24 protein-coding genes and 1 tRNA gene are annotated in these 25,539 nt (G+C 66.8%); 14 read left to right on the forward strand and 11 right to left on the reverse strand.

The features are described from left to right. Positions 1–13: 13 nt before the first annotated feature. Complete coding sequence (polA, locus tag AC1DT7_RS01255; protein ID WP_478033682.1) at positions 14–2,770, forward strand: DNA polymerase I; 2,757 nt, start codon at positions 14–16, stop codon at positions 2,768–2,770. Then, complete coding sequence (locus tag AC1DT7_RS01260; protein ID WP_478033683.1) at positions 2,767–4,287, forward strand: lipopolysaccharide biosynthesis protein; 1,521 nt, start codon at positions 2,767–2,769, stop codon at positions 4,285–4,287. Before polA ends, AC1DT7_RS01260 begins: the two co-directional genes overlap by 4 nt. 7 nt (positions 4,288–4,294) lie before the next feature. Here the strand turns inward: AC1DT7_RS01260 and purH are convergent, their stop codons facing one another. From purH to AC1DT7_RS01280, 4 genes are all read right to left on the reverse strand, one after another. Beyond that, the gene (purH, locus tag AC1DT7_RS01265) at positions 4,295–5,878 is read right to left on the reverse strand and encodes a bifunctional phosphoribosylaminoimidazolecarboxamide formyltransferase/IMP cyclohydrolase (protein ID WP_478033684.1); all 1,584 of its coding nucleotides are present in this window, start codon (positions 5,876–5,878) and stop codon (positions 4,295–4,297) included. Between the two features lie 127 nt (positions 5,879–6,005). Continuing rightward, positions 6,006–7,739, reverse strand: coding sequence for a heparinase II/III family protein (locus AC1DT7_RS01270; protein WP_478033685.1), 1,734 nt, complete (start codon positions 7,737–7,739; stop codon positions 6,006–6,008). Then, positions 7,736–8,398, reverse strand: a complete 663-nt coding sequence (gene rpe, locus AC1DT7_RS01275) for a ribulose-phosphate 3-epimerase (RefSeq protein ID WP_478033687.1) — start codon at positions 8,396–8,398, stop codon at positions 7,736–7,738. The genes AC1DT7_RS01270 and rpe overlap by 4 nt, the downstream gene beginning before the upstream one ends. A 42-nt stretch (positions 8,399–8,440) precedes the next feature. Further along, complete coding sequence (locus AC1DT7_RS01280; protein ID WP_478033688.1) at positions 8,441–9,796, reverse strand: RsmB/NOP family class I SAM-dependent RNA methyltransferase; 1,356 nt, start codon at positions 9,794–9,796, stop codon at positions 8,441–8,443. Positions 9,797–9,811: 15 nt separating this feature from the next. Between AC1DT7_RS01280 and AC1DT7_RS01285 the strand changes: the two genes are divergently transcribed. Next, positions 9,812–9,979 carry a DUF1674 domain-containing protein gene (locus AC1DT7_RS01285; RefSeq protein WP_478033689.1) on the forward strand — a complete coding sequence of 56 codons (168 nt, stop codon included), beginning with the start codon at positions 9,812–9,814 and terminating at the stop codon, positions 9,977–9,979. On the opposite strand, the gene AC1DT7_RS01290 is transcribed toward AC1DT7_RS01285, so the two are convergent. The 3 genes from AC1DT7_RS01290 to tsaD are packed head-to-tail and all read right to left on the reverse strand — an operon-like array spanning position 9,976 to position 12,513. Then, on the reverse strand, positions 9,976–10,452 hold the full coding sequence (locus AC1DT7_RS01290; protein WP_478033690.1) for a DUF1697 domain-containing protein: 477 nt from the start codon (positions 10,450–10,452) through the stop codon (positions 9,976–9,978). The genes AC1DT7_RS01285 and AC1DT7_RS01290 overlap by 4 nt on opposite strands. A 52-nt stretch (positions 10,453–10,504) precedes the next feature. After that, entirely contained in the window at positions 10,505–11,482 is a 978-nt protein-coding gene (locus tag AC1DT7_RS01295; protein WP_478033692.1) for an NAD(P)H-dependent glycerol-3-phosphate dehydrogenase, read from the reverse strand. After that, positions 11,479–12,513 carry a tRNA (adenosine(37)-N6)-threonylcarbamoyltransferase complex transferase subunit TsaD gene (gene tsaD / locus AC1DT7_RS01300; protein ID WP_478033693.1) on the reverse strand — a complete coding sequence of 345 codons (1,035 nt, stop codon included), beginning with the start codon at positions 12,511–12,513 and terminating at the stop codon, positions 11,479–11,481. Before tsaD ends, AC1DT7_RS01295 begins: the two co-directional genes overlap by 4 nt. Before the next feature lie 110 nt (positions 12,514–12,623). Here tsaD and hemC point away from each other — a divergent pair, with 110 nt between their 5' ends. The 3 genes from hemC to AC1DT7_RS01315 are packed head-to-tail and all read left to right on the forward strand — an operon-like array spanning position 12,624 to position 15,098. After that, positions 12,624–13,544 (forward strand): hydroxymethylbilane synthase, encoded by a 921-nt coding sequence (hemC, locus tag AC1DT7_RS01305; protein WP_478033694.1) that lies wholly within the window; start codon positions 12,624–12,626, stop codon positions 13,542–13,544. Continuing rightward, a complete protein-coding gene (locus AC1DT7_RS01310) occupies positions 13,541–14,212 on the forward strand; it encodes a uroporphyrinogen-III synthase (protein WP_478033696.1) in 672 nt (223 codons plus the stop codon). Before hemC ends, AC1DT7_RS01310 begins: the two co-directional genes overlap by 4 nt. 22 nt (positions 14,213–14,234) lie before the next feature. After that, positions 14,235–15,098 (forward strand): hypothetical protein, encoded by an 864-nt coding sequence (locus AC1DT7_RS01315; RefSeq protein WP_478033697.1) that lies wholly within the window; start codon positions 14,235–14,237, stop codon positions 15,096–15,098. On the opposite strand, the gene AC1DT7_RS01320 is transcribed toward AC1DT7_RS01315, so the two are convergent. Further along, entirely contained in the window at positions 15,099–15,902 is an 804-nt protein-coding gene (locus AC1DT7_RS01320) for a DUF72 domain-containing protein (protein ID WP_478033699.1), read from the reverse strand. Positions 15,903–15,998: 96 nt separating this feature from the next. On the opposite strand from AC1DT7_RS01320, the gene AC1DT7_RS01325 reads away from it, so the two are divergent. Continuing rightward, on the forward strand, positions 15,999–17,654 hold the full coding sequence (locus AC1DT7_RS01325) for an FAD-dependent oxidoreductase (RefSeq protein ID WP_478033701.1): 1,656 nt from the start codon (positions 15,999–16,001) through the stop codon (positions 17,652–17,654). 6 nt (positions 17,655–17,660) lie between these two features. Here AC1DT7_RS01325 and AC1DT7_RS01330 read toward each other — a convergent pair whose 3' ends face one another. Continuing rightward, positions 17,661–17,858 (reverse strand): KTSC domain-containing protein, encoded by a 198-nt coding sequence (locus tag AC1DT7_RS01330; RefSeq protein ID WP_478033702.1) that lies wholly within the window; start codon positions 17,856–17,858, stop codon positions 17,661–17,663. 136 nt (positions 17,859–17,994) lie between these two features. On the opposite strand from AC1DT7_RS01330, the gene AC1DT7_RS01335 reads away from it, so the two are divergent. Together AC1DT7_RS01335 and AC1DT7_RS01340 are read left to right on the forward strand one after the other, a co-directional pair. Next, complete coding sequence (locus tag AC1DT7_RS01335) at positions 17,995–18,285, forward strand: CsbD family protein (protein WP_478033703.1); 291 nt, start codon at positions 17,995–17,997, stop codon at positions 18,283–18,285. A gap of 80 nt (positions 18,286–18,365) precedes the next feature. Then, positions 18,366–18,917, forward strand: coding sequence for a methylated-DNA--[protein]-cysteine S-methyltransferase (locus AC1DT7_RS01340; protein ID WP_478033705.1), 552 nt, complete (start codon positions 18,366–18,368; stop codon positions 18,915–18,917). 70 nt (positions 18,918–18,987) lie between these two features. On the opposite strand, the gene AC1DT7_RS01345 is transcribed toward AC1DT7_RS01340, so the two are convergent. Next, a tRNA-Gly gene (locus tag AC1DT7_RS01345) sits at positions 18,988–19,062 on the reverse strand. Between the two features lie 175 nt (positions 19,063–19,237). Here AC1DT7_RS01345 and AC1DT7_RS01350 point away from each other — a divergent pair. The 3 genes from AC1DT7_RS01350 to AC1DT7_RS01360 are packed head-to-tail and all read left to right on the forward strand — an operon-like array spanning position 19,238 to position 21,161. Beyond that, positions 19,238–20,134, forward strand: coding sequence for a tetratricopeptide repeat protein (locus tag AC1DT7_RS01350; protein ID WP_478034234.1), 897 nt, complete (start codon positions 19,238–19,240; stop codon positions 20,132–20,134). Continuing rightward, entirely contained in the window at positions 20,131–20,769 is a 639-nt protein-coding gene (locus AC1DT7_RS01355; RefSeq protein WP_478033706.1) for an LON peptidase substrate-binding domain-containing protein, read from the forward strand. Before AC1DT7_RS01350 ends, AC1DT7_RS01355 begins: the two co-directional genes overlap by 4 nt. Further along, positions 20,766–21,161: a hypothetical protein gene (locus AC1DT7_RS01360; protein ID WP_478033708.1), complete on the forward strand. Its 396-nt coding sequence runs from the start codon at positions 20,766–20,768 to the stop codon at positions 21,159–21,161. The genes AC1DT7_RS01355 and AC1DT7_RS01360 overlap by 4 nt, the downstream gene beginning before the upstream one ends. Here AC1DT7_RS01360 and AC1DT7_RS01365 read toward each other — a convergent pair. Beyond that, positions 21,158–22,375, reverse strand: coding sequence for a UbiH/UbiF/VisC/COQ6 family ubiquinone biosynthesis hydroxylase (locus AC1DT7_RS01365; RefSeq protein ID WP_478033710.1), 1,218 nt, complete (start codon positions 22,373–22,375; stop codon positions 21,158–21,160). The genes AC1DT7_RS01360 and AC1DT7_RS01365 overlap by 4 nt on opposite strands. Before the next feature lie 112 nt (positions 22,376–22,487). Here AC1DT7_RS01365 and AC1DT7_RS01370 point away from each other — a divergent pair, with 112 nt between their 5' ends. Then, a complete protein-coding gene (locus AC1DT7_RS01370; RefSeq protein ID WP_478033711.1) occupies positions 22,488–24,782 on the forward strand; it encodes a DNA translocase FtsK in 2,295 nt (764 codons plus the stop codon). Between the two features lie 66 nt (positions 24,783–24,848). Next, positions 24,849–25,463: a LolA family protein gene (locus AC1DT7_RS01375; RefSeq protein ID WP_478033712.1), complete on the forward strand. Its 615-nt coding sequence runs from the start codon at positions 24,849–24,851 to the stop codon at positions 25,461–25,463. Positions 25,464–25,539: the final 76 nt, after the last annotated feature.

A 25,539-nucleotide genomic window follows, 5' to 3' on the forward strand; every position in this document is an offset into this window, starting at 1 on the left:
CTATCCCCCCGCCATGCCTCATCTCTATCTCGTCGACGGCTCGGGTTATATCTTCCGCGCCTATCACCGGCTTCCCCCGCTGACCAACGTGCACGGCGAACCCGTCGGCGCGGTCTATGGCTATACGACAATGCTGTGGAAGCTCGCCGACGAGTTGCACAAGGCCGACGGGCCGACGCATATGGCCGTCATCCTCGACAAATCGAGCCACACTTTCCGCAACGAGCTTTACGACAAATACAAGGCGCATCGTCCGCCGCCGCCCGAAGACCTGATCCCCCAGTTCCCGATGATCCGCGACGCGACGCGTGCCTTTTCGCTGCCGTGCATCGAAGAGGACGGGCTCGAGGCAGACGACATCATTGCCAGCTATGCCAAGGCGGCGTTGCGTGAGGGATGGTCGGTCACCATCGTTAGCTCCGACAAGGACCTGATGCAGCTGATCGAGCCGGGGCTCGACCTGTACGACACGATGAACAACCGGCGGCTCGGCGCCGAGCATGTCATGGAGAAGTTCGGCGTGATGCCGGACCGGCTGGGTGACGTGCTCGGCCTGATGGGCGACAGCGTCGACAATGTCCCCGGCGTGCCGGGCGTGGGCCCCAAGACCGCGGCCAAGCTGATCCAGGAGCACGGCGATATCGAGGGCGTGCTTGCCGCCGCCCCTTCGATGAAGGCCGGCAAGCTGCGCGACAATCTGATCGAGCATGCCGACAATGCCCGGCTCTCGCGCGTGCTCGTCACGCTGAAGGACGATGCGCCGCTGGCCGAGCCGCTGGAAGATCTGGCGCTGCAGGGCATTCCAGAGGCACCGCTGCGGGCGTTTCTGGAGCATCACGGGTTCAAATCGTTGCTCGCCAAGCTCTCCGCCGTGGCGGATGCACCGGTCGAGGCGCCGAAGAGCATGCTGCCGCAGGAGGAGGACCCGCCCTGTAACCACGACGGCTATGAGACGGTGATCGACGAGGCGACACTCGACGATTGGATCGCGAAAGCGCGGCACCAGGGGTGGATCGCGATCGATACCGAGACGACAGGTGTGGACGCGACACGCGCAGAACTCGTCGGGGTCAGCATGGCACTCGAGCCGAACAAGGCGTGCTATATTCCGCTCGCGCATGGCGGCACCGGGCTGTTCGCCGAAAAGCCGGACCAGATCGCACCGGCATTGGCGCTAGCCAAGCTCAAGCCGCTGTTCGAGGATCCGGGCGTGCTCAAGATCGGGCACAACCTCAAATATGACATGATCGTGCTCGGACGCCTCGGCATCGATGTCGCACCGCATGACGACACGATCCTGATGAGTTTCGACCTGGATGCCGGCCTGCACGGCCACGGCATGGACGAACTGGCGGCGACCCACCTTTCGCACAGCTGCATCGCGTTCAAGGACGTGGTCGGTACTGGCAAGAGCCAGCTGCAGTTCAACGAGATCGATCTGGTCGCCGCCACGCGCTACGCCGCCGAGGACGCCGATGTCACCCTGCGGCTGTGGCGCCGGTTCAAGCCCCGGCTGCCGGCCGAGGGCGCGACGCGGGTCTATGAGATGGTCGACCGGCCGCTCGCGCCGGTGATCGCGCAGATGGAGCGGCACGGCATCAAGGTCGATCGAGAGAAGCTGTCGCAGCTCTCCACCGAGTTTGCTCATTCGATCGCCGCGCTGGAAACCGAGATTCATGGCCTGGCCGGCGGCCCCTTCACCATCGGCAGCCCCAAGCAGCTTGGCGACGTGTTGTTCGAGCGGATGGGCATCAAGGGCGGTCGCAAAGGCAAGTCGGGTGTGTATTCGACTGACGTCAACGAGCTGGAACGGATCGCCGCAGACAAGGATTCGCCGGGCAAGGTGATCGCGGAACGGGTGCTCGACTGGCGCCAGCTGTCGAAGCTGAAATCCACCTATACCGACGCGCTGCAAGCGCAGATCAACCCGGAGACGGGCCGGGTCCACACCAGCTATTCGCTGACCGGCGCGCAGACCGGGCGGCTGTCCTCGACCGACCCGAATTTGCAGAATATCCCGATCCGTACCGAGATCGGTCGCCAGATTCGCGATGCGTTCGTGGCGGAGAGCGGCAATGTCCTGCTTGCGGCCGACTATTCGCAGATCGAATTGCGGCTCGCCGCGCATATGGCCGACGTGCCCGCGCTGAAGGCGGCGTTCGCGAATGGCGACGACATTCACAGCCTGACCGCGCAGGAACTGTTCGGCGAGGTCAATCGCGACACGCGCGGCCGGGCCAAGACGATCAACTTCGCGATCCTCTACGGTATCTCGCGCTGGGGTCTTGCCGGGCGGCTCGACGTCACCGCGGACGAAGCGCAGGGTATGATCGATCGCTATTTCGAGCGCTTTCCGGGTATCAACCATTATATCGTCGAGACGACAGAGAAGGCGCGTGAGAAGGGCTATACCGAGACGCTGTTCGGCCGGAAGACGCATTTCCCCCGGCTGAAATCGAAGGTCCAGCACGAACGCCAGGGCGCCGAACGCGCCGCCATCAATGCACCGATCCAGGGCACCAGCGCCGACATCATCAAGCGTGCGATGGTCAGGATGGGCCCGGCGTTGATCGAGGCCGGCCTACCAAATGTGCGCATGCTGCTGCAGGTGCATGATGAACTGGTGTTCGAATTGCCCGAAGGCGATGTCGAGGCGGCGAGGCCGGTGATCGAACGGGTCATGGCGACCGCGGCCGAGCCCGCCGTCCAGCTCAGCGTCCCGCTCGGCATCGAGATCGGCGTCGGCGCCGGCTGGGGAGCCGCGCATTGACCAACTCCGGCGCCGCCGGTGACGGGGGCACCGAGGATCTGAAGGCGCTCGCCAAGGGCGGGCGGACCAACATCCTCGGCTTTGCGTTGCGGCTTCTGGCGCGACTGCCTTTCCTGTTCATCGCCGGCCGGGTCTATGGCCCGGACATTGTCGGCCGGTTTGCACTTGCCGTGGTGGTGGTCGAGCTGGCGGCGCTGCTCGCCACGCTTGGGCTGAAGCGCGGTCTGGCGCAGGCGCTGTCCTCCGCCGAGGACAAGCCGCATGCCCATATCGCATGGGACGCGCTGGCCGTGGTCCTGTGCGCCTCGCTGATCGCGAGCGGCGTGCTGATTGCGATCCCCGAGATCATGTTCCCGAACAGCCCGATCCAGGGAATGGACCGATGGCTGCCCTGCATCGTGTTCGCCGTCGCTTGGTCGGATGTCAGCCTGGCCGCGCTTGCCTATCGTCGCAATGTGAAGGCGACGGTGACGGCCCGCGCCGTGGTAGAGCCCTGGACGATCAGTATCGCCGCCTATGGCTTCTCCTTCGTGTCGCTGCACGACGGGCTGTTCTATTCCTATATCCTGTCGATGGCGGCAGCGCTGGTCGCGTCGCTGATCCCCTTCATCCGCAGCTATGGCCTTCCTTATGGCTGGCGACCGGCGCCAGCGCGGTTGTTCGAGATGGCGCGCCGCAACGTGCCGCTCGCGGGCGCAGATGCGATCGAATGGAGCACGCGCAACGTCGATCGCTTCATCCTGGGCGTGATGTTCGAGCCGAAGATCGTCGGCATCTATTATATGGCGCAACAGGTCGCCTCGCTGCCAGCCAAGCTGAAGACCAGCTTCGACCCGATCCTCGGACCGGTTATCACCGCCAGCCTGGCCAGGAACGACCGCGAGGCGGTCGCAGCGCAGGTGCGGCAGGTGGGTTTCTGGATCATGGCGGCACAGGCCGGGCTTGCACTGATGGGTTCGATCCCCGGCGAAGCGGTGATGGGCGTGGTCGGTCCGCAATTCGTGGCGGGCACCGCCGCGCTTGGCTTTCTGCTGACCGCTGAAGTGGCTGCCTCGACAGGGGCGGTGTGCGAGTCCGCACTCGTCTATATCGCGCGCCTGCGGAATCTGGCGATCTCGCTGTTCATGCTCGGCTTCCAGATCGCGCTGAGCTTCGGCCTGATCTTCACGATGCGGTGGATCGGCTGGCCGGTCAATTACCAGGCGGCGGGACCGGCGGTGGCGCTGCTGGTGTCGCTCGGGATCGGATCGATCATCAAGGCGAACCTGTTGTCGCGCCTGCTCAAGGCGCCCGTGTCCGGGTTCCGCCGGCCGCTTATCTGGGCCGCGCTGGCGGCAATCGCGGTCGGGACTGCCTTTACCTCGCTGCCCAAGCGCTACGAATGGGCGGAGCTGGTGATCGGCCTGCCGATGATCCTCGCCAGCTACGTCTTCGTGCTGCACCGCTGGGCCTTCGGCCCCGAGGATCGCGCCCTGTTCGGCAAGATCCCCGCGGCGGAAGACGCGATCCCGACTTGACCCCCAATCAGTGGCGGAAGTGGCGCATGCCGGTGAACACCATCGCCAGGCCAGCCTCGTCCGCCGCCGCGATCACCTCATCGTCGCGGATCGAACCGCCCGGCTGGATGACGGCGGTCGCACCCGCCTCGACCGCGGCGAGCAGGCCGTCGGCAAAGGGGAAGAAGGCATCCGACGCGACCGCCGAGCCGATCGTACGCGGCGTAGCCCAGCCTGCCTTGTCGGCGGCATCCTTCGCCTTCCATGCCGCGATGCGCGCCGATTCGAGGCGGTTCATCTGGCCCGCGCCGATGCCCGCGGTCGAACCGTCCTTGGCATAGACGATCGCATTCGACTTGACGTGCTTGGCGACCGTCCAGGCGAAGCGGCAATCGGCCAGCTCGGCCTCGGTCGGCTGGCGCTTGGTCACCACCTTCAGGTCTGGCGCAGCGCCATTGTCCCGGGTCTGTATCAGCCAGCCGCCGGCGATCGACTTGGCCATCAGGCCGTTGCGGACGGGATCGGGCAGCTCGCCGGTGAGCAGCAGGCGCAGATTCTTCTTCGCGGCGAAGATGGCGAGCGCCGCCTCGTCGGCATCGGGGGCAATCACCACCTCGGTGAAAATGCCCGAGATGGCGCGCGCGGTCGCTTCGTCCAGCGCGCGGTTGAGCGCGATGATGCCGCCAAAGGCCGAGACGGTGTCGCAGGCAAGGGCCTCGGCATAGGCCTGCTCGATCGTCGCGGCGGTGGCGACACCGCAGGGATTGGCGTGCTTGACGATGACGACGGTCGGCTGCGCGTCGCGGAATTCGCTGACCAGCTCGAGCGCGGCGTCGGCGTCATTATAGTTGTTGTAGCTGAGCTCCTTGCCCTGCACCTGCCGCGCCTGGCCGACGCCCCGCGCCGCCGGGCCGGTCGCAGTGTAGAAGGCCGCCGACTGATGCGGGTTCTCGCCGTAGCGGAGCGACGCGCCACGCTTCAGCGTGATCGGCAGCGTTTCGGGAAAGGCCTGACCCTGATCGGCAAAGCCGAACCAGCTTGCGATCATGCCGTCATAGGCGGCGGTCGCGGCAAAGGCGCGCGCGGCGAGGCGCTTGCGCAGATCAAGCGTCGTCGCGCCGCCCGACTCGTCCATCTCGGCGATCAGCGCGTCATAATCGGCGGGGTCGGTGGCGATCGCGACAAAGGCGTGGTTCTTCGCGGCCGAGCGGACCATCGACGGGCCGCCGATATCGATATTCTCGATGATCTCCGGCCGGTCGGCCCCCTTCGCCACGGTCTGGGCGAAGGGATAGAGATTGACGATCACCAGATCGATCGCACCGATGCCGTGCTCCTCCATCGAGGCGACATGCGCCGCATCGTCGCGCACCGCGAGCAGCCCGCCATGGACCTTGGGGTGGAGCGTCTTCACGCGGCCGTCCATCATCTCCGGGAAACCGGTGAGATCGGAGATGTCGCGCACCTCAAGCCCGGCGTCGCGAAGCGCCGCAGCGGTGCCGCCGGTCGAGACGAGTTCGACCCCGTGGCGGACGAGCGCCCGGCCGAGATCGACGATGCCGGTCTTGTCGAACACGGACAGGAGCGCGCGGGAAATCTTGATGGACGACATGGGATCTTCCGATTTTCGGTTCGCCCTGAGCTTGTCGAAGAGCTGTTTTCCCGCCCAGGAGAAGAGGAGCAGGGCTTCGACGAGCTCAGCCCGAACGGGGTGAGGAGTCGCGCGCTCCTCTGCCGCCTCAGGTCGCGCGCTTCAAGGCCCAGCTGACGCTGGCACCGCCAGCCGGTGATTCTCCCGAGACGACGAGCTGGTGAGTCTGTTGCGGCCGGCCGTCCCCGTCGATCCACAGGCTGTCCTCGACCGCCAGCGTACCGCCCCGGCAGCGGAACTGCCACAATACCCCGCCCGGCAGGCGCAGCAGCGCCGCCATACCGTCCGCGGTGGGTGAGACCGAGACGCCCTGGCCGAGATGGAAACGGATCGCAAAGGCGGTCGCGGCGATCTTGCGCTTCTTGCTGGCGGGCAGCAGCATATCCTCGCCGCGTACTTCACGGCCATCGCCCCCCAGAACGAGCTGGCGGCGATGGATGAAGCCGTAGCGCCTGGCATAGCCGTCATGGCTTGCCTCGATTCGGCTCGACGTATCACTTTCCTGCCGCGCGAGCTCGACCTCGGCGACACCGCGCCCAAGCGTGCCATCGGCGTGGATCGCGGTCGAATTGCTGTCCCCGACGATCAGGGTCGAATGCGCCGCCGTCGTGCGCAGGCCATCGGCGAGCGCCATCGGCAGCTGCGCGACCGCAGAGCGGGCGCCGCCGCAATTGACGATCAGGCGGTGCTGACCGTCGGAAAGCTCGAAGGCGAGGGTCGAGGCGCAACCGCCTTCGACCAGGCGGGCGATCGGCGGGGGAGCGGCGTCCATGATCAGGATGGCGCTGCCCGCCGCGAGCCGCTGATAGCCCCAGTCGCGCGCCTGGCGGAGCGGCCGCGCGCGCACCCCGGTCGCCGCGATGATCGGGTCGAGCACGTCGCCCGAGGTGGGACCGCCGCCCTGCCAGCTCGAAAGCCCCCGATCGCCGTGACACACGCCGAGCAGCGCCGGCACCATGCGCGCCAGCACGGCGGCGACCGCCGCCGGCTCGGGCAGGCGGCGGGCGGCATAGACATGCTTCAGACTGGTCAGCAGCATGATGATGTCGATCTGCGCCATCGGAGACCGCGCCACGCTGCCGCCATCCTCGAACACCGATACCGACAGTGCCTTGGCCAGGGCGGATTCGGCCGCGGAACGGCGGGCATCGCCGCCGGGGATCAGCAGGCCGGCCGTCACCACGCCGCACAGCGCGGCGACGCGTTGAGCACCTGGCGGCAGCTTGTCCGCGCCGCGATCGATATGCCGGGCGCCGCGCGCGAGCGTATTGAGCACCAAGCTGCGATAGACGAGATCGGTGCTCGACAGGATCAGCGGCGCATGCGCCGTCCAGAACATGATACGCCGGCCCCACAGATCGGCGCGCCATGCCGGCTCGCTGACCGTATCGGCATGGGCGGCGAGCCAGCGGCGCATCAGTTCCTCGGCGACCGGCGTCGCCTGGGTCCTCGTCGCCACGGTCGACAGGTCCCGCAGCCATAGGAAACTGTGCAGATAGTCGCTGAACGCGCGCGAGAAATCCGGCTTGGCGAAGTTGAGCTCGGCAACGGCGCGGACCTCGCCGCGCAGGTTGAGCTTGCCCTCGAGCAATGCCTTTCCCCGACGCGGATCGCCGAGAAAGGGATCATCGGGGACGGCGATCAGCTTCAGTGGATGGCGCCCCTTCAACCGCATGCCGTGAATCGGGGTCCTCCAGGTCAGGCGATGAAAATATTCGGTCATACGTTCGGCAAGCGACAGGCCCTTGTCGCCCCCCAATCGAATCAACCGCTTGCCTTCCTCGATGCCGTCGGCGCCGGAATCGCGACCGCTATCGCTCACCCGCCTCTCAGGGCCCGGATATTGTCGGCATAGGCCGATGGGCCACCGCGGAAGGTGGCGGTGCCGGCCACCAGCGCATCGGCGCCGGCAGCGATCGCTTCACGCGCGGTGACCGCATCGATTCCGCCATCGACCTCGAGGTCGACGCTGAGCCCCGCCTTGTCGATCATCTTGCGCACGCTTTCGATCTTGCGCAGCGCACTGGGGATGAAGCCCTGGCCGCCGAAACCGGGGTTGACGCTCATCACCAGCACAAGATCGACATCCTCGATCAGATAATCGAGCGCCTTGGCCGGGGTCTGCGGCGTCAGCACCACGCCGGCGCGCTTGCCGAGCTTTCGGATGTGCTGGAGGCTGCGGTGCGTATGCGGCCCCGCCTCGACATGGATGCTGATGATGTCGGCACCCGCTTCGGCGAACTGATCGAGGAACGGATCGACCGGGGCAATCATCAGATGCACGTCGAGCGGCTTGGTCGTGTGCGGGCGCAGCGCCTTCACCACTGCCGGGCCGATCGTGATGTTGGGCACGAAATGACCATCCATCACATCGACATGGATCCAGTCGGCGCCGGCTGCGTCGATGGCGCGCACCTCCTCGCCAAGGCGCGCAAAATCGGCGGAAAGGATGGAAGGGGCGATACGGACAGGCTGTTGCATGACCGATTCCTGTAGCACGCGTGACTCGCCCCGCAAGGCAGGTCAGATGCTACGGCGTAATCTCGCAACGAAGAAGCCGTCACAGCCGCCTTCTTCCGCGAGCATGCCCGGCAAGGTGCGGACCCAGCCGCGATCATGCGGCGCGATGCCTGCCGGCAGTGCCGCAGGGTCGACCGGATCGATCGCAAAATCCGGCTGGCTCGCCAGGAAGGCCATCAGCTGCTCCTCACCCTCGGCGCGTTCGAGCGAACAGGTGGCATAGACCAGAGTCCCGCCCGGCTTCACCCATTTGGCGGCGCGGGCGAGAAGTTGCGCCTGAACGCGCGCCATCTCGGCGATCACGCGGGGATTCACCCGGTGGAGCACGTCGGGGTGGCGGCGGAAGATGCCGGTCGCGCTGCATGGCGCGTCGAGCAGAACCGCATCGGCAGGCTCGGGCGGCGACCATTTGAGCAGGTCGGCGGCGATGACCGTCGCATCGAGATGGGTGCGGACGAGATTCTCGCGAAGTCGCGCCAGACGACTTTCCGAGGAATCGACGGAGGTGACCGTCCAGCCGGCGCTGGCCAACTGCATCGTCTTGCCGCCGGGCGCCGAACACAGGTCGAGCGCACTGCCCTGCCCTTTCCCGATCAGCCGGGCAGGCAAGGATGCAGCGATATCCTGGACCCACCAGGCGCCGTCCTCGAACCCGGGAAGCTCGCGTACGCTGGCGCTGGCGAGACGGATATGGCCTGGCATCAGCGAAGTACCGCCCATCTCCTCCGCCAGCGCGGCCGTTCTTGCCGAGTCGCCCAGAGTCAGGTCGAGAGGCGGCGGCGCGGCGATCGCCTGCTCGGCCGCTGCGACCCGCTCCTCGCCCCAGGCATTCTGCCAGCGCGCCTCGACATCTTCCGGCAGGGTCGGGAATTCGTCCAGGCTGGCATTGCCACGCATCAGGGTGCCGAAGACGCCGTGGACCAGCTTGCGTGGTCCGCCATCGACCAATGGCAGCACCGTCGAGATGGCCGCATGGGGCGGTGTGCCGAGCGCAAGCGCCTGGACCAGCGCGATTCGCAACGCGAATCGGGCCTTGGCATCATCGGGAAGGCGGTTGCGGGTGGCCGAGTCGATCAGCGCGTCCAGATCGGGCAGGCGGCGCAGCGTCTCCGCGGCGATGGCATGGGCAAGCGCGCGGTCGTCGCCACGATCGATCCCCTGAGTCGCGCGGTCGAGCGCCGCCTCCAGCGGCAGGCCCTGGCGGAGTACCGCGTCGAGCAGCTTCAACGCCGCGCGGCGGGCCGGCATGCCGGGCGGATCGGCAGGACGGTCGGCGGATCGGTGCGGAGATCGAGATGGGGGTCGGGTCAAATCGCTTGAACTCGTATCGTGACGGGTGGATGGGGTGGCGAGCAGCATCCGGGATGAACCGCCATGGGCCGCCGCCCGCCACATGTGAAGCCACCAGCCTATCTTTCCAAGAGCCCGCCGGTGCCGAAACCCGATCCTAAACCGGCGCCCGAGGCCGAAGGCGACCCGCTCGGGCTCGATCCGACTCGTTATGGCGACTGGACGCTCAAGGGCGTCGCGGTCGATTTTTAGGCGAGCAGATCCCGCAATTTGCCGACCGTGTTCCAGTTGCGCATCGTCGCGAGCCTGGGAAATTTCAGCTTCGCCATCGCCGGCCCAAGCTTCGAATGGCCGACATCCTCGGGATAATCGATATAGAGTTCCCGCCCGATCGCCTTCAGCCGTTCCGGCCCGTCATAGACGGTGGGAATCTTCTCGATCAGCCCGTCAGGCACCGGATCGCGGTGGAAGGACACCAGCAGATGGTTGGGATGATCCTTCGCCGCATCGGGAAAGGGGTTCGCGGCGATCACCGCCTCCAGTTCCTTGCGGTTGCGCACTACCACGTCGGTCTTCAGCCCCCAGGCGGCAAGCGCCTCCTCCAGTGTCTTTTCCAGTGTCGCGCCATCGGTCTCGGCGGCGGTGAATACGACGTTGCCCGAGGCGAGCAGCGTCCTGACCTCGCCATGGCCCATTTTCTCGACCAGCGCCTTGAGATCGGTCATCGGGATCTTCTTGCCCCGATATTGATGCCCTTGAGCAGGGCAGCCCAGCGCATCACTGATGCTCGCGGGTCAGCGGCCGGGCGAGCAGCGCGCCGACCACCTCGCGCACGTCCGCCCCTTCGAGCAGCGCGCAGACGGCCTCCGCCACCGGCATGTCGACGCCGACATCCGCCGCGGCCTCGCGCAGGACCGGCGCAGTGAACGCGCCCTCGGCAACCGTGCGGCGATCCGCCATCAGGTCACGCGCCGACTTGCCCTGCCCGAGCCCCATGCCGAGGGAGAAATTGCGCGAGCTGGTCGAATTGCAGGTGAGCACCAGGTCGCCAAGGCCCGACAGGCCGGCCAGTGTCTCGGCCCGCGCACCGCGCGCCATGCCGAACCGGGTCATCTCGGCAAAACCGCGCGCGATCAGCGCCGCACGCGCATTCTGCCCGAGCCCGGCGCCCTCGACCACGCCGCAGGCGATGGCCAGCACGTTCTTCACCGCGCCGCCGATTTCTGCGCCGATCACGTCGGACGAAAAATAGGGGCGAAAGGCCGGACCGGCGAGCCGGTCGGCGAGGCGTGCACCCAGATCCTCATTGTCGCTGGCCAGGGTAACGGCAGTCGGCTTGCCCTGAGCGACCTCGAAGGCAAAGGTCGGCCCGGAAATCACCGCGATCGGCGCGTCCGGATGCACCGTGCGGGCGACCTCGCCGACGAGCTGGCGCGATCCCGCTTCGATCCCCTTGGCGCACAGCACCAGCGGCGTGGCGCCGACCGGCATCGCGCCGAGGATGCTCCTTATATGCTGGGCCGGCACGACGATCAGCAGCGCGTCGCATGCCGAGACGGCGTCGAGCGAGCCGGTCGCCGCGATCGAGGCCGGCAGGGGAATGTCCGGCAGGAACAGGGGATTCATGTGGGAAGCGTTGATCGCCTCTACCACCTCGGGCTCGCGCGCCCAGAGCAGGACGGGCTCGCCCTCCCTCGCCGCGACGCTGGCGAGCGCTGTGCCCCAGGCGCCACCGCCGACGACTCCAATCTTCATGCCTTCACCCCAGCGCCTCGTACTGCCTCAGCCCCCGGATCGAGCGGCCAGCGCGGGCGCGCCGGCACGTCGAGCGGATCGGTCAGGCCGGCGGCGAAGCGCTCCGCGCCGGCCCAGGCGATCATCGCGGCATTGTCGGTACAAAGCCACAAAGGCGGTGCGACGAAGCGCAATCCGTTCGCCGTCGCCAGGCCCTGCAGCGCGGTGCGGACCGCCCGGTTCGCAGCAACGCCGCCCGCCACGACCAGTGACGTCACGCCGTCAGCGCGGCCGAGCGCGCGCGTGGTGCGGTCGATCAGGCAATCGACCACGGCGGCCTGGAAGGACGCGGCAATATCCTCGGCACGCCAGGTGCCGGTATCGCGGGCACGTGCGACGGCGCTCTTCAAGCCAGCAAAGGAGAAATGCGGCTCGGTCGAGCCCTTGAGTGGTCGCGGCAGCGGCACGGCGGTGGGATCGCCCAGTTCGGCAGCGCGCTCGACCGCCGGACCGCCGGGGAAACCGAGACCGAGCAGTTTGGCGGTCTTGTCGAACGCCTCGCCCGCCGCATCGTCGATCGTGGTGGCGAGACGGCGATAGGTCGCGACACCCTCGACCAGCAGCAACTGGCAATGCCCACCCGAGACGAGCAGCAGCAGATAGGGGAAATCGAGATCGGGATCGGAAAGGCGCGGAGACAGCGCATGGCCTTCGAGATGGTTGACCGCGATCAGCGGTTTGCCGACCGCATGGGCAAGCGCCTTGCCCGTCACAAGACCCACCATGACGCCGCCAATCAGGCCTGGCCCGGCGGTCGCGGCGATCGCATCGACGTCGGCAAGCGTCACCCCGGCATCGGCCAACGCCCCCTCCACCAGTGGTATCAGCGCCTCGACATGGGCACGGGCCGCGATCTCCGGCACCACCCCGCCATAGGGGCGATGTTCCGCCTCCTGCCCGAGCAGGCGATGCGCGAGGACGCGGCGGTCGCTGGTAACCAGTGCTGCCGCGGTTTCGTCGCAGCTCGATTCGAGGCCGAGGATCAAACTCATGTCGGAGAAACCCCTACCCGGTCGCCCCGAGCTTGTCGAAGGGCTGCTCTTTCTTCTAGGCCGGAAGAGATGACAGGGTTTCGTACGAGCCCGGTCGAACGGAGTGAACAGTGTCCGGCCCGAAGCTGAAATTAGGTACCCGTGGTTCGCCCCTGGCATTGGTCCAGGCTGGCATGGTGCGGGATGCGTTATGCGTCGCCCATGGCTGGAACGCCGAATCGGTCGAGATCGTGCCGATCAGGACCACCGGCGACAGGGTGCAGGACCGGGCGCTGGCAGAGATCGGCGGCAAGGCATTGTGGACCAAGGAGCTGGACCGGGCCTTGATTGACGGCGAGATCGACTGCGCCGTGCATTCGATGAAGGATGTCGAGACGATCCGCCCCGCAGCCATCGCCATCGCCGCGATGCTGCCGCGCGCCGATGTGCGCGACCGGCTGATCGGGGCCGACACTATCGACGCACTCAGGCAGGGCGCCGTGATCGGCACCTCTTCGCCCCGACGTAGCGCTCAGCTAAAGAGGATTCGGCCCGATCTGAACACGGTGCTGTTCCGCGGCAATGTCGATACACGGCTCGCCAAGCTGGCAGCCGGCGATGTCGACGCCACACTGCTGGCCGCCGCCGGGCTCGACCGGCTGGGACGGATCGATATCGGCGTCGCGATCCGGAATGACGTCATGCTGCCAGCGCCTGCGCAGGGCGCGGTCGGGATCGAGGCGCGCGCGGACGATGGGCGAGCGCTGGACTGGCTGAGGGCGATCGATCACGCGCCGACCCATTGCTGCGTGCTGATCGAACGTGCGCTGCTCGCCGCGCTGAAGGCTGATTGCCATTCGCCAGTGGCGGCACTGGCGACCGTTGATGGCGACCAGGTGAGGATTCGCGCCGAACTATTGGCCGAGGATGGCAGCGCCCATGTCGCTGGCGAGGGATCGGGTCCTGTGGGCGACACCAACATCGCCGCGGATCTGGCGCGGGATCTGCTCGACCGGGCGCCGCCCAAAGTGCGGCGGCTGTTCGCGGCATGACTCCGGGCTTCGCGGTGCTGCGCCCGGAGCCGGGCAACGCTGCGACCATGAGACGTGTCGAGGCGGACGGCCTGCGCGCGATCCGGTTGCCGCTGTTCGAAATTCGTCCGCTCGACTGGGCAGCGCCCGACCCCATGGAGTTCGACACACTGCTGCTAACCAGCGCCAATGCGGTACGCTTCGGTGGGCCCGGACTGGAGACGCTCCGACACCTGCCGGTGCTGGCCGTTGGGGCGAGAACCGCTGAAATCAGCCGATCGGCAGGGTTTGACGTCATGGCGGTCGGAGAGTCTGACGCCACCTCCCTGCTGGCGGGCAACCATGGCTTTGCCCGCTTGCTCCATCTCGGCGGGCGCGACCGGTCGATTGAAGCCGGTGGCGCGGTAGCCCGCGCGATCGCCGTTTACGCAAGTGAGCCCCTGCCGATGACGGCAGATCAGCTGGATTCGCTGGAAGGCGCGGTCGCGCTGCTGCATTCGGCCCGGGCGGCGACCCGGCTGGGTAGTCTGATCGATGACCATGGCCGCGCACGGTCCTCGATCGCCATCGCGGCGTTCAGCCCGGCAGTCGCCTCGGCCGCCGGAAACGGATGGGCGTGGATCGCCACTGCCGGGGCACCCAATGACGCGGCACTGATCAATGCAGCGCGCGCGCGATTGACCGGGTGAGCATGGGCGGGGATAAGGTGACATGAGCGACGACTTGCCGACACCGACGGCTCCCCCCCGCAAGCTCGGCTGGCGCACCACGGCGATCCTGGGGGCAATCGCCTTCATCGCCGGCCTGGCTGCGATGGCGTTTGGGCTCTACGCCTTCCCGCAATGGTTCGGTCCGAAGCCGGTCGCGACCGTGACCCTGCCGATCGCCTCGACCACCGACGGCAAGCGCACGCCGGTCGTGATCGTGCCCGGCAGCGGCACCGCGGCACCTCCGGCGATCGACCTCGACGCGCTGTCGACCCGCGAAACCGAGCTGGCGACGCGCCTTTCCGACCTGGAGGCGCGTACTGCCAGTGTCGGTGGGCAGGCGCGCGCCGCTTCAGGCTATGCCACCCGCGCGGAAGGGCTGATGATCGCCTTCGCCGCGCGGCGCCAGATCGATCGCGGCCTGCCGCTCGGTTATATCGAGGAGCAGTTGCGCGAGCGCTTCGGCCCGATCCAGCCCCAGGCGACCGGCACGATCATCCAGGCGGCGCAGCAACCGGTGACGATCGAGGATCTTCGCGTCGGGCTCGACGCCATCGCGCCCGACCTGAGGACCGGCCTGGCACGCGATGGCTGGCTCGCCAGCCTGCGTCGAGAGCTGGGCAATCTGGTCGTCCTGCACCATGCGGACACGCCTTCGCCGCTACCTGCCGACCGGCTCGCCCGGGCACGGCGCACGCTTGAGGCAGGTCATGTCGAGGCGGCCCTGGCCGAGGTGGCGCGGATGCCGGGCGCCTCCAGCGCCGAACGCTGGACCACGGCGGCACGGCGCTACATCGGCGCACGCCAGGCGCTCGACACGATCGAAACGGCGGCGATCATGGGCCAGGGCGCAGCCGGCCCCCGTTGATCAGGCGGCGTTGATCCGTTCGAGCAGCGCCATCGCCCCTGCTGGCGCCCTCACCTTCGCACCGTTGATGAAGAAGACGAAGGTATCGCGCGCCTTCTTCGCCGGCTGCTCCGGCGAGGCATAGGGCAAGCCGTCGGGCTGTCCGCCAGCCGACCAGCCCCGAGCGATCTCAAGCCAGCGGTCGAGCTCCCCGGCGGTATAGCCGGTCGGTACGCTTTCGACGGCCTTTTCCAGCCGGGCATAGACAAAATCGCCCGTGACGTCGGCAAGCGCGGGATATTCGGCCGAATCGGCAAAGACCAGCGAGACGCCGGCAGCGCGCGCCATGGCGACGAATTCGGGCACATGGAAACTGTCGTGCCGGACCTGGATCGCGTGGCGGAGCGCGACGCCCTCATGCGACGCGGGCAGCAGCTTCAGGAAAGCAGCGAAATCGTCCGCGTCGAACTTCTTGGTCGCCATGAACTGCCACAGGATCGGGCCGAGCTTGTCGCCCAGCTCAACGATGCCCTGACCGACGAACTTGGCGATCGACTCGCCCGCCTCGGCCAGTATCTTGCGGTTGGTGCAGAAGCGCGAGGCCTTGAGGGCGAAGACGAAGCCATCGGGGGCAGTCTTGGCCCAGGAGGCGAAGGTCGCCGGCTTCTGCGATCCATAATAGGTGCCGTTGACCTCGATCGCCGTCACCGCGCGGGAGGCATATTCAAGCTCCCGCTTCTGCGCCAGGCCATCGGGGAAGAAGGTCCCGCGCCAGGGTTCGTAGGTCCAGCCGCCGATGCCGGTGCGAATCATGCCGTTGCTCATGCCATTCTCCTGGGAGCGGGTTCTAGGACGGCAATCGGCTTTCGCGAAGACGGCCGACGCTGCTAGAACCATATCGGACATGGCACGGGGAAGACGATGGCGACCAACCGGACGGAGTTCGATCCGACTGATCCCTATGAACGGACCGCACAGACCTTTCCGGTCCTGAGCGAGGCGATGGTGGCGCGGATGCTGCCCTATGGCCATGAAGAATCGGTCGCCAAGGGTACGGCGCTCTACACCCGCGGCGAGCGCGGGGTCGATTTCTTCGTCGTGCTGGAAGGATCGATCGAGGTCCTCGACACCGACGAATGCGGCGTCGCGAGCGTTTTCACGACGCACCAGGCGCGCCAATTCACCGGCGAACTGGACCTGTTCAACGACCGCGCAATCCTCGTCACCGGGCGCACCGGCGAGGACAGCCGCGTGCTGCGGATCAGCCGGGTGGATTTCCGGCGCATGGTCTCGACCGAGGCCGACATCGGCGAGATCATCATGCGCGCGTTCATCCTGCGCCGAGTCGGCCTGATCAAGCATGCGCATGGCGGCGCCACCCTGATCGGATCGGGGCATTCGGGCGATACCCAGCGGCTGCAGCGCTTCCTCGAGCGCAACGGCTATCCGCACCGCCTGCTCGATACCGACACCGATCCCGATGCCGATGGCTTCCTGGAATGTTTCTCGATCACACCCGATCAGCTTCCCGTCGTCATCCCGACCGGCCAGGCAGTTTTGCGCAACCCGCCGACGGGCGAACTGGCCGACGCCCTGGGGCTGACCGAGACGCTCGATCCCGCACGCATCCATGACGTCGTGGTGGTCGGCGCGGGGCCTGCCGGGCTGGCCGCAGCGGTCTATGCGGCGTCCGAGGGGCTGGACACGATCGTGATCGAAGGGCTGGCACCCGGCGGCCAGGCCGGCACCAGCTCGAAGATCGAGAATTATCTGGGTTTCCCCACCGGCATCTCCGGCCAGGCACTGGCCGGGCGTGCGCAGGTGCAGGCGCAGAAATTCGGTGCGCGGCTTGCGCTGGCCCGGCCGGCGGCGGGGCTCGACTGCAGCACCGATCCCTATGTCGTGACGATGGAGGATGGGCAGCGCGTCTCGGGCCGCTCCGTGATCGTCGCCAGCGGCGCGCGCTACCGCCGGCTGGACGTGCCCGATTATGCCCGGTTCGAGGGTCAGGGCATCCATTATGCCGCGACCGCGATGGAGTCCAACCTGTGCGCCGGCGAGGAGGTGCTGGTCGTGGGCGGCGGCAATTCCGCCGGGCAAGCGGCGGTGTTCCTTTCGCGCACCGTGCGCCACCTGCATATCCTAGTCAGGTCGCGCGGACTGGCGGAGACCATGTCCGACTATCTCGTCCAGCGTATCCTGTCGTCGGCGCAGATCACCCTGCACACCCATTGCGAGGTCACCCGGCTGGAGGGCGACGCCTATCTGCGACACGTTACCTGGACCAACATGAAGACCGGCGAGCCGCAACGCCACGACATCAGCAACATGTTCGTGATGATCGGTGCCGAGCCCAATACCGACTGGCTCGATGGTTGCCTGGCACTGGATGAAAAGGGTTTCGTGCAGACCGGCATCGACGCGCCGGGCGCGACGTCCCCTTATGCCACCAGCAAGCCCGGCATCTTTGCGATCGGCGACGTTCGCGCGGGATCGGTCAAGCGGGTCGCCTCGGGTGTCGGCGAGGGATCGGTGGTGGTATCCTCAGTCCATCGTTTCCTGCACCCGATGGAGTAGGGTCGCTCAGGCGTGCTCTACGAACGGATAGTGGTCGCGGATCCGGCGGTTGAACAAGCCGCCCTTCGACGTGACCCGGCGCATCGCGTCGACAACCGATTCGGGCACGTCGAGATAGGAATAGCGCCGGCCGCTGACGAACTCGATGTCGAGCCGCTGACCGGCCGGATCATAGTCATAGGAGCGGATCACGCTTGAGGGCATGCCGCTTCAACGTGGAACGGCGCGCACCGGTTGCCGGCCCGGATGAAAAGGCCTGGGTCCGATGGACACGTCCGGCCCTTCGATCGTTACGGGGCTGGGCATTTCACGCACGAAATGCCGCGTGAAGGGAATTTATATGAACGAGGACACGCTCGCGGGCGAAGGCCGCAATCTCGGCGGCAAAGTCAAGGAAGTCGTAGGCAAGGCGACGGGTGACCAGGCCACCCAGAATCAGGGCGTTGCCGACCAGGTCGCCGGTAACCTCCAGCAAAGCTATGGCGCCGCGAAGGATGCGATCGTCCAGGGTGCCGGCCCGCTGGCCGACAAGGCGAAGGCCTTTGCCAAGGAACGCCCCTGGGCGACGGCAGCGCTCGTCGGCACGATAGCGCTTGCGGTGATCAATACGCTGCGCGGCAAACGCCCATGACGCCAGAGCCCGCCCTGCCGACTGGCCCGGGACACCCTGATTCCCTATCTTTGCGGGGAAACAGTCGGGCAGGGTGAGGCGTGGCGGATTATCAGCTTTTCGACACGGCGAACGGCGTCGCGGCGATCGCCTGGACCGAGGCGGGGGTGGTGCGCTTCCGCCTGCCGTCCCCCTCGGCCGGGGCGAGCGAACAATCGCTGCTCCGCCGCTTCCCCGATGCGATTCGCCGCGAACCGCCACCGGAGATCGCCGCGACCATCGCAGCGGCGCAGCGCTATTTCGATGGCGAGGAGACTGATTTCTCCACGGTGAAGGTCGATCTTGGAGAGCAAGGTCCGTTCTTCACGCAAATCTACGAACTCGTCCGGAGGCTCGGCTGGGGCCAGACCACCACCTATGGTGCGGTGGCAAAGGCGCTTGGCGCCGGCCCCGAATCGGCGCGCGCCGTCGGCCAGGCGATGGCGTCCAACCCGGTGCCGCTGATCGTGCCCTGTCACCGCGTGCTGGCGGCAGGCGGCAAGGTCGGCGGGTTCTCCGCGCCGGGCGGTTCCGACTCGAAGATCAGGATGCTGGGGATCGAAGGAATCGACCTGCGACCGCCCGAACCGGCGCAGCAGGGCTTTGTTTTCTAGGATATCGTAGGGCTGAAAGAAAAAGGCCGCTTGCGCGGCCTGTCCCTAATCTCGTGTCCGCACGAGAAACTGGAGCGGGCGAAGGGATTCGAACCCTCGACCCCAACCTTGGCAAGGTTGTGCTCTACCCCTGAGCTACGCCCGCTCTGGCGCTTGACCGTTCGGCGAACCGGGCGGGTCAAGGCGGCGGCCTCTAGCATCGGCTTCCGGGTCCGGCAACCCCTTGATGCGAACTCTACGAAAAGGGTTGGCTTGAGCGCCTGCACACCCACATAAGGCGCGACGTAGAAGCACGGGAGCGACACTTGGCCAGTTTGGGAATGACCGCCGCGGAACGCGAGGCAGTCGAAGGGTTCCGACGCGACGTCGTCGAACCGTCGATGACGAAGCTCGTCATCATCGATTTCTGGGCCGAATGGTGCGGGCCGTGCAAGGCGCTGACCCCTGTGCTGGAGAAGGTCGCGGCCGACTATGCCGACAAGGGCGTCGTGCTGGCCAAGGTCGACACCGACAAGAACCAGTTCATCTCGGCCCAATTCCAGATCAAGACGATCCCGACCGTCTATGCGATGTTCCAGGGCCAGCTCGTTGCCGACCTGACCAGCGCCCGCACCGAATCGCAGCTGAAGGCGATGCTCGACCAGATCCTGAAGCAGTTGCCGATCGAGAGCGAGGCGGCGAGCGCCGAAGCCGAGCTCGAACCGTTGATCACCATGGGCGAGCAGATGCTGGCGGAAGGCGAGATCGAGCGCGCCTTGTCGGTATTCGGCCAGATCGACGAAATGGTCCCGAATCATCCCGCGGTTCTTTCCGGCACGGTGCGCGCGCTGGTTGCGGCGAATCGGATCGACGAGGCCGAGGCGGCGATCGCGACCCTACCCGAGGATCTGGCCAAGCTGCCCGAGATCGAGCGCGCCAAATCGGCGCTGGCGCTGGCCAGGGACGCCAAACCGGTCGACGACCTGGCGGGGCTTGCAGCTGAAGTAGCGGCCAACCCGGACAATCTCGACAAGCGTTTCGAACTCGCTGGCGGCCAGATGGCGGCGGGCGACCGCGATGCGGCGGCCGACTCATTGCTCGGCATCATTGCCGCCGACAGGGACTGGAACGACGGTGCCGCCCGCCAGCAGCTATTGAAGCTGTTCGACGTCGTCGGTCTCGAGGATCCCTGGGTTTCGGCCCAACGGCGGCGGCTTTCGGCGATCCTGTTCGGATGACCGACACGCCGACCATCACTCGGCTTTCGATCTTTCCGCTGCCCGGTGCGCTGCTGTTTCCGGGCATGCACCTGCCGCTCCACATCTTCGAGCCGCGGTACCGCGCGATGGTGTCCGATTCGATGGCGCGCGACCGGCGGATCGGCATGATTCAACCGCGCCCGGGCCCGCTGGCGCCCGGCGAGGCACCGGCCCTGTTCGACATCGGCTGTGTCGGCAAGATCGCCGAGTTCGAGGCGAGCGAAGACGGGCGCTACAATCTGGTGCTCGAAGGCCTGTCGCTGTTTCGCGTCCTGCGCGAACTCGACGTGACCACCGCGTTCCGCCAGGTGGAGGCGGCGCTGCTGCCGGTCGCGGCCGAGGCCGAGATCCTGTCATTGTCACGGCGATCTTCGCTCGAGATGGAATCGCGCCGATTCGCCGATTCGCAGGGCTATGCCGTCGACTGGGAGGCGGTGAATCGGCTCGACGACGAGGCGCTGGTCAACGGCATCGCCCAGATCGCGCCGTTCGACGTGGCGGCGAAGCAGGCGCTGCTCGAAGCGCCGGGCATCGAGGATCGTGCGGAGTTGATCATCCAGCTGATGCAGTTCTTCGGACGCCATGATGGCGAGGATTCGGTGACGCTGCAGTGAGCGCGGCCGACAGTCTCAGCGGCGAATGGGACGGCATCTTCAACTATCCGCGCCACATGCCGCCCAATGCGTTCACCGCGGTGCTGCGTGAAGCAGCCGGCGCCATCACCGGCGAGACGACCGAATCGGGTGAGGAAGCCGGCGACCCGACCATGCTCCATGCCTGGCTGGAAGGCCGGCGCAACGGCGACGCCGTGCGATTCGTGAAATCCTATGATTCGGCGTCACGTGCCCATTATGTCGTCCGCTATACCGGAACGGTCGCGCCCGACGGCAACGAGATCAACGGAAGATGGGACGTGCCCGGCGTCTGGTCCGGCACCTTCATCATGGTGCGCAAATCCGCCAAGGCCGAAGCGGTCGAGCGCCAGGCCGCGGAAACGGTCCGCTAGACCGTAAGCCCCTGCAGCAGCTTCGGCACCTCGCCACTTTCGCCCCGCGCTTCAGACATGAAGCGATCCTTGAGCGGCGGCAGCTTCTGCACCGCGGACAGGCCGAAGCGGCGCACGGCGGAGGCGGTGCGGCCGGGAATGCCGAACAACCGGGTCAGGCCGTCGGTCGCAGCGGCGACCATGAAAGTGTCGAGGCTGCGCCAGCGCTCATAGCGCGCGAGCAACTGCGGGTCGCCGAGATCGAGGCCGAGACGCTTGCCGTCGACCAGCACCTCGACCAGGGTCGCCACGTCGCGGAAACCAACATTGACGCCCTGCCCGGCGATCGGATGTATGCCGTGCGCGGCGTCCCCCACCAGCGCGAGCCGGTTCGAGGTGATCGTCGCCGCATGGTGGAAACCGAGAGGATAGCTTGACCGGGCACCGAGCGGTCCGAGACGGCCGAGGAAACCGCCCATCTTCTTCTCGGCCTCGGCCAGGAAGCCGCGATCGGATAATTTGAGCATGCCCGGCGCCTCGTCGCGCCGCACCGACCAGACGATCGCCGAGCGATGGCCCTGCTCGTCATCGTTCAGCGGCAGGATGGCGAAGGGGCCCTTGGGATAGAAGATTTCATAGGCGACATTCTCGTGGCTGACCTCGTGATGAAGCGAGGTGACCAGTGCCGCATGGTCATAGGTCCAGCGCGCGACCTTCAGCCCGGCCGACTCGCGCGTCGGCGAATTGCGGCCTTCGGCGGCGATCAGCAATGGCGCCGTGACCACGCCCCCCGAATCGAGCGTGACGGTGACGCCATGCTCACCCCGGTCGACTGCGACCGCGCGGGTCTTCATGCGCACATCGACGCCCGGCGCCGCCTCGGCCGCTGCAAGCAGCGCACCGCGCAGCCGGCGATTCTCGAACATATGGCCGAGCGCGCCGCTGTCGGTATCGGGCTCGAAATCGAGCGCGCCGGGTTCGAGCCCGTCACTGACCCGGATTCCCCGGATCGGGCAGCCATAGCCAGCCAGCCGGTCGATCACCCCGATCGCTTCGAGCATGCGGTAGGGCGCACTGGCGATCGCCGAGGCCCGGCCGTCGAAACCCGCCGCAAGGATCACCTGCGGATCCGCAATGTCGATGACGATGGCGGTAAGGCCATGCGCGTCGAGCGCCACGGCAAGCGCGCTGCCGACCAGGCCACCGCCGAGGATGATGACGTCTGCTCTATCCATTGGCTCGCTCTAGCGTGGGTGAGGCACGGTGCCAATGCGTCCACCTTGACGCCGGACTCGCCAGGGGCGATGATTCCATGCGTACAGACAGCGAACAATCAAGGACCAGATCATGGCTAGCCGGGCGCAGCCGCCCTTGTGGCGCGAGACGGTGAAGGCAGGTGCCGCGCGCAGCGGTGCGCTGATCGGCGCGATCGCGATCGCCATCGCCGCGATCCTCGTGCTGATCTCGCTCGTCACCTATCATTCGGGCGATCCGTCGCTGAACACCGCCTCGGGCGGGCCGGCCGAGAACTGGCTTGGCACGCCGGGCGCCTGGGTCGCCGATATCGCCTATGCGCTGTTCGGCTTCCCCGTCTTCCTGCTCCTGCCCCTCGCGCTGATGATCGCGGCCCGGCTGTGGAGCGACGTGCCGGTCGGGCGCTGGAGGCTGATGCTGGCGGCGTCGCTCGGCGGGATCGTGCTGATCGACACGACCATCGCGATGATCTCGCGCGCCGCGCTGCACGGCATGCCCGCCGGTTTCGGCGGGATGATCGGCCTTGGCTTCGCCGATCTGCTGCGCTGGGGCATCGGCTTCATCGGTGACGCCACCGCGATCCTGTGGACGTCGCGCGCGGTTGGCGCGGTGATCGGCCTTGCCGGCGTCGCGACCTGGGCGTGGAGCTTCATCATCGACATCGGCGAGCGACCGCGGCGCCTGCCCAAGCCGATACCGATCAAGGCCGAACGCCGCACGCCCGAGCAGGAAGTGCTCGCCCCGGAGCCAGCGCGCAAACCGACGCCCCGTGCCGTCGCGACACCCGATTCGCGGCCGGGCCCGGTCATCGCCGAACGCACGCTCGCGCCGTCGGTGGCGAAGCCCAAGTCGCAACAGGCGTCGTTCGATCTCGGCGACAATTCTCAGCTTCCGCCGCTCGACCTGCTCAAGCCCGCGCCGCCCGCGCCGGGCGGTCCGGTCGACAAGGCGGCCCTGGAGCGCAATGCCCGGCTGCTCGAATCGGTGCTCGACGATTTTCACGTCAAGGGATCGATCATCAACATCCGGCCCGGGCCGGTGGTGACGATGTACGAGCTCGAACCCGCTTCCGGCATCAAGGCGAGCCGGGTCATCCAGCTCGCCGACGATATCGCGCGCAATATGTCCGCCATCTCGGCCCGTGTGGCGACCATCCCGGGACGCACCGTGATCGGTATCGAGCTGCCCAATGTCCGGCGCGAGACCGTCGGGCTGCACGAGTTGATCGGATCGCAATCCTTCGACGATCAATCAGCCTCGCTGCCGCTGGTGCTTGGCAAGAATATTGCCGGCGACCCCGTCATCGCCGACCTTGCCCCGATGCCGCATCTGCTTGTCGCCGGCACCACCGGTTCAGGCAAGTCGGTCGGGCTCAACTGCATGATCCTGTCGCTGCTCTACCGGCTGCGGCCGGACCAATGCCGCATGATCATGATCGATCCGAAGATGCTCGAGCTGAGCATGTATGACGATATCCCGCATCTGCTGTCCCCGGTCGTGACCGATCCGGCCAAGGCCGTACGCGCGCTAAAATGGGCCGTCGAGCAGATGGAGGACCGGTACCGCCAGATGTCCTCGGTCGGCGTGCGCAGCCTCGCCAGCTTCAACGAGAAGGTGCGTGCGGCGCGACAAAAGGGCCAGCCGCTCGGCCGCCGCGTGCAGACCGGCTATGATTCGGAAACCGGCCAGCCGGTCTATGAGGAGGAGACGCTCGACTTCCAGCCGCTGCCGCAGATCGTGGTAATCGTTGACGAGCTTGCCGACCTGATGATGACGGCGGGCAAGGAAGTCGAATTCCTGATCCAGCGCCTCGCGCAAAAGGCGCGCGCGGCCGGCATCCACCTGATCATGGCGACTCAGCGCCCCTCGGTCGACGTCATCACCGGCGTGATCAAGGCGAACCTGCCGACCCGGATCAGCTTTCATGTCACGTCGAAGATCGATTCGCGCACCATCCTGGGCGAACAGGGCGCCGAACAGCTGCTGGGCAAGGGCGACATGCTCTACATGCCGGGCGGCAAGGGCATCGTGCGTGTACACGGCCCGTTCGTCAGCGACGACGAGGTGCGCGCGGTCGCCGACCACTGGCGGGCGCAGGGTCGGCCCGATTACATCCAGTCGGTCACCGAGGAGCCGGAGGACGGCTTCGCCCTAGACGGCGCGCCCGACGGTGAGGATTCGGCCGAGGACCAGCAATATCGCTCCGCCATCCAGCTTGTCGTCGAAAGCCAGAAGGCGTCGACCTCCTGGCTGCAGCGCCAGCTGCGGATCGGCTATAACAGCGCGGCCCGGCTGATCGAGCGCATGGAGAAGGACGGCATCGTCAGCCGGCCAGATCATGTCGGGCGGCGCGACGTGCTGCGCGACCGGGACGGGAACCCGCTCTAAGCCCTGCGGTTCAGAAGGGGTTCAAGCCGGCGCGGCTAGCGCCGGAGCCTGTCTCGGGAGAATATCGTGATCCTTCGCAACCTGTCCGTGCTTGGGGCGCTCGCCGTCCCCGCACTGGTCGCAGCGGCCCCGGCCACCGGCGATCTCGCGCTCGTCCAGACTCATCTCCAGTCGGTGCAGAGCATGACCGCCGCGTTCAGTCAGACCGACCGCGCCGGCAAGGTGCTGACCGGCACCCTCACCCTGAAGAAACCGGGCAAGGTGCGTTTTCAGTATGAGAAAGGCGTGCCGATCCTGATCGTGGGCGACGGCAAGGCACTGACCTTCATCGATTATTCCGTGAAGCAGGTGCAACGCTGGCCGATCGGCAATTCGCCGCTTGGCGTGCTGCTCGACCCCAGCAAGGACATCACCCGCTTCGCCAAGTTGGTGCCCGGATTCGATCCGCGCATCATCTCGGTCGAGGCGAACGATCCCAAGCACCCCGAATATGGCCGCATCACGCTGGTCTTCATCCGCGACGCAAGCGCGCCGGGAGGGCTGATGCTGCAGGGATGGGTCGCCCTCGATTCACAGAATAATCGCACGACGATCCGCCTGTCGAATCAGCAGTTCAACGTGCCGGTCAGCGACAGGACGTTCAATTGGAACGACCCGCGGCGGAGTTTGGGCCGAAACTGATCCTTCGTTCATAGTAGTGACAGGTTCGGGTCCCTAAAAAGACATTGCGGATGTGGGGCGGATCGGGATTTTCCCC

This window comes from Sphingomonas sp. P3_C6 (assembly GCF_056402595.1).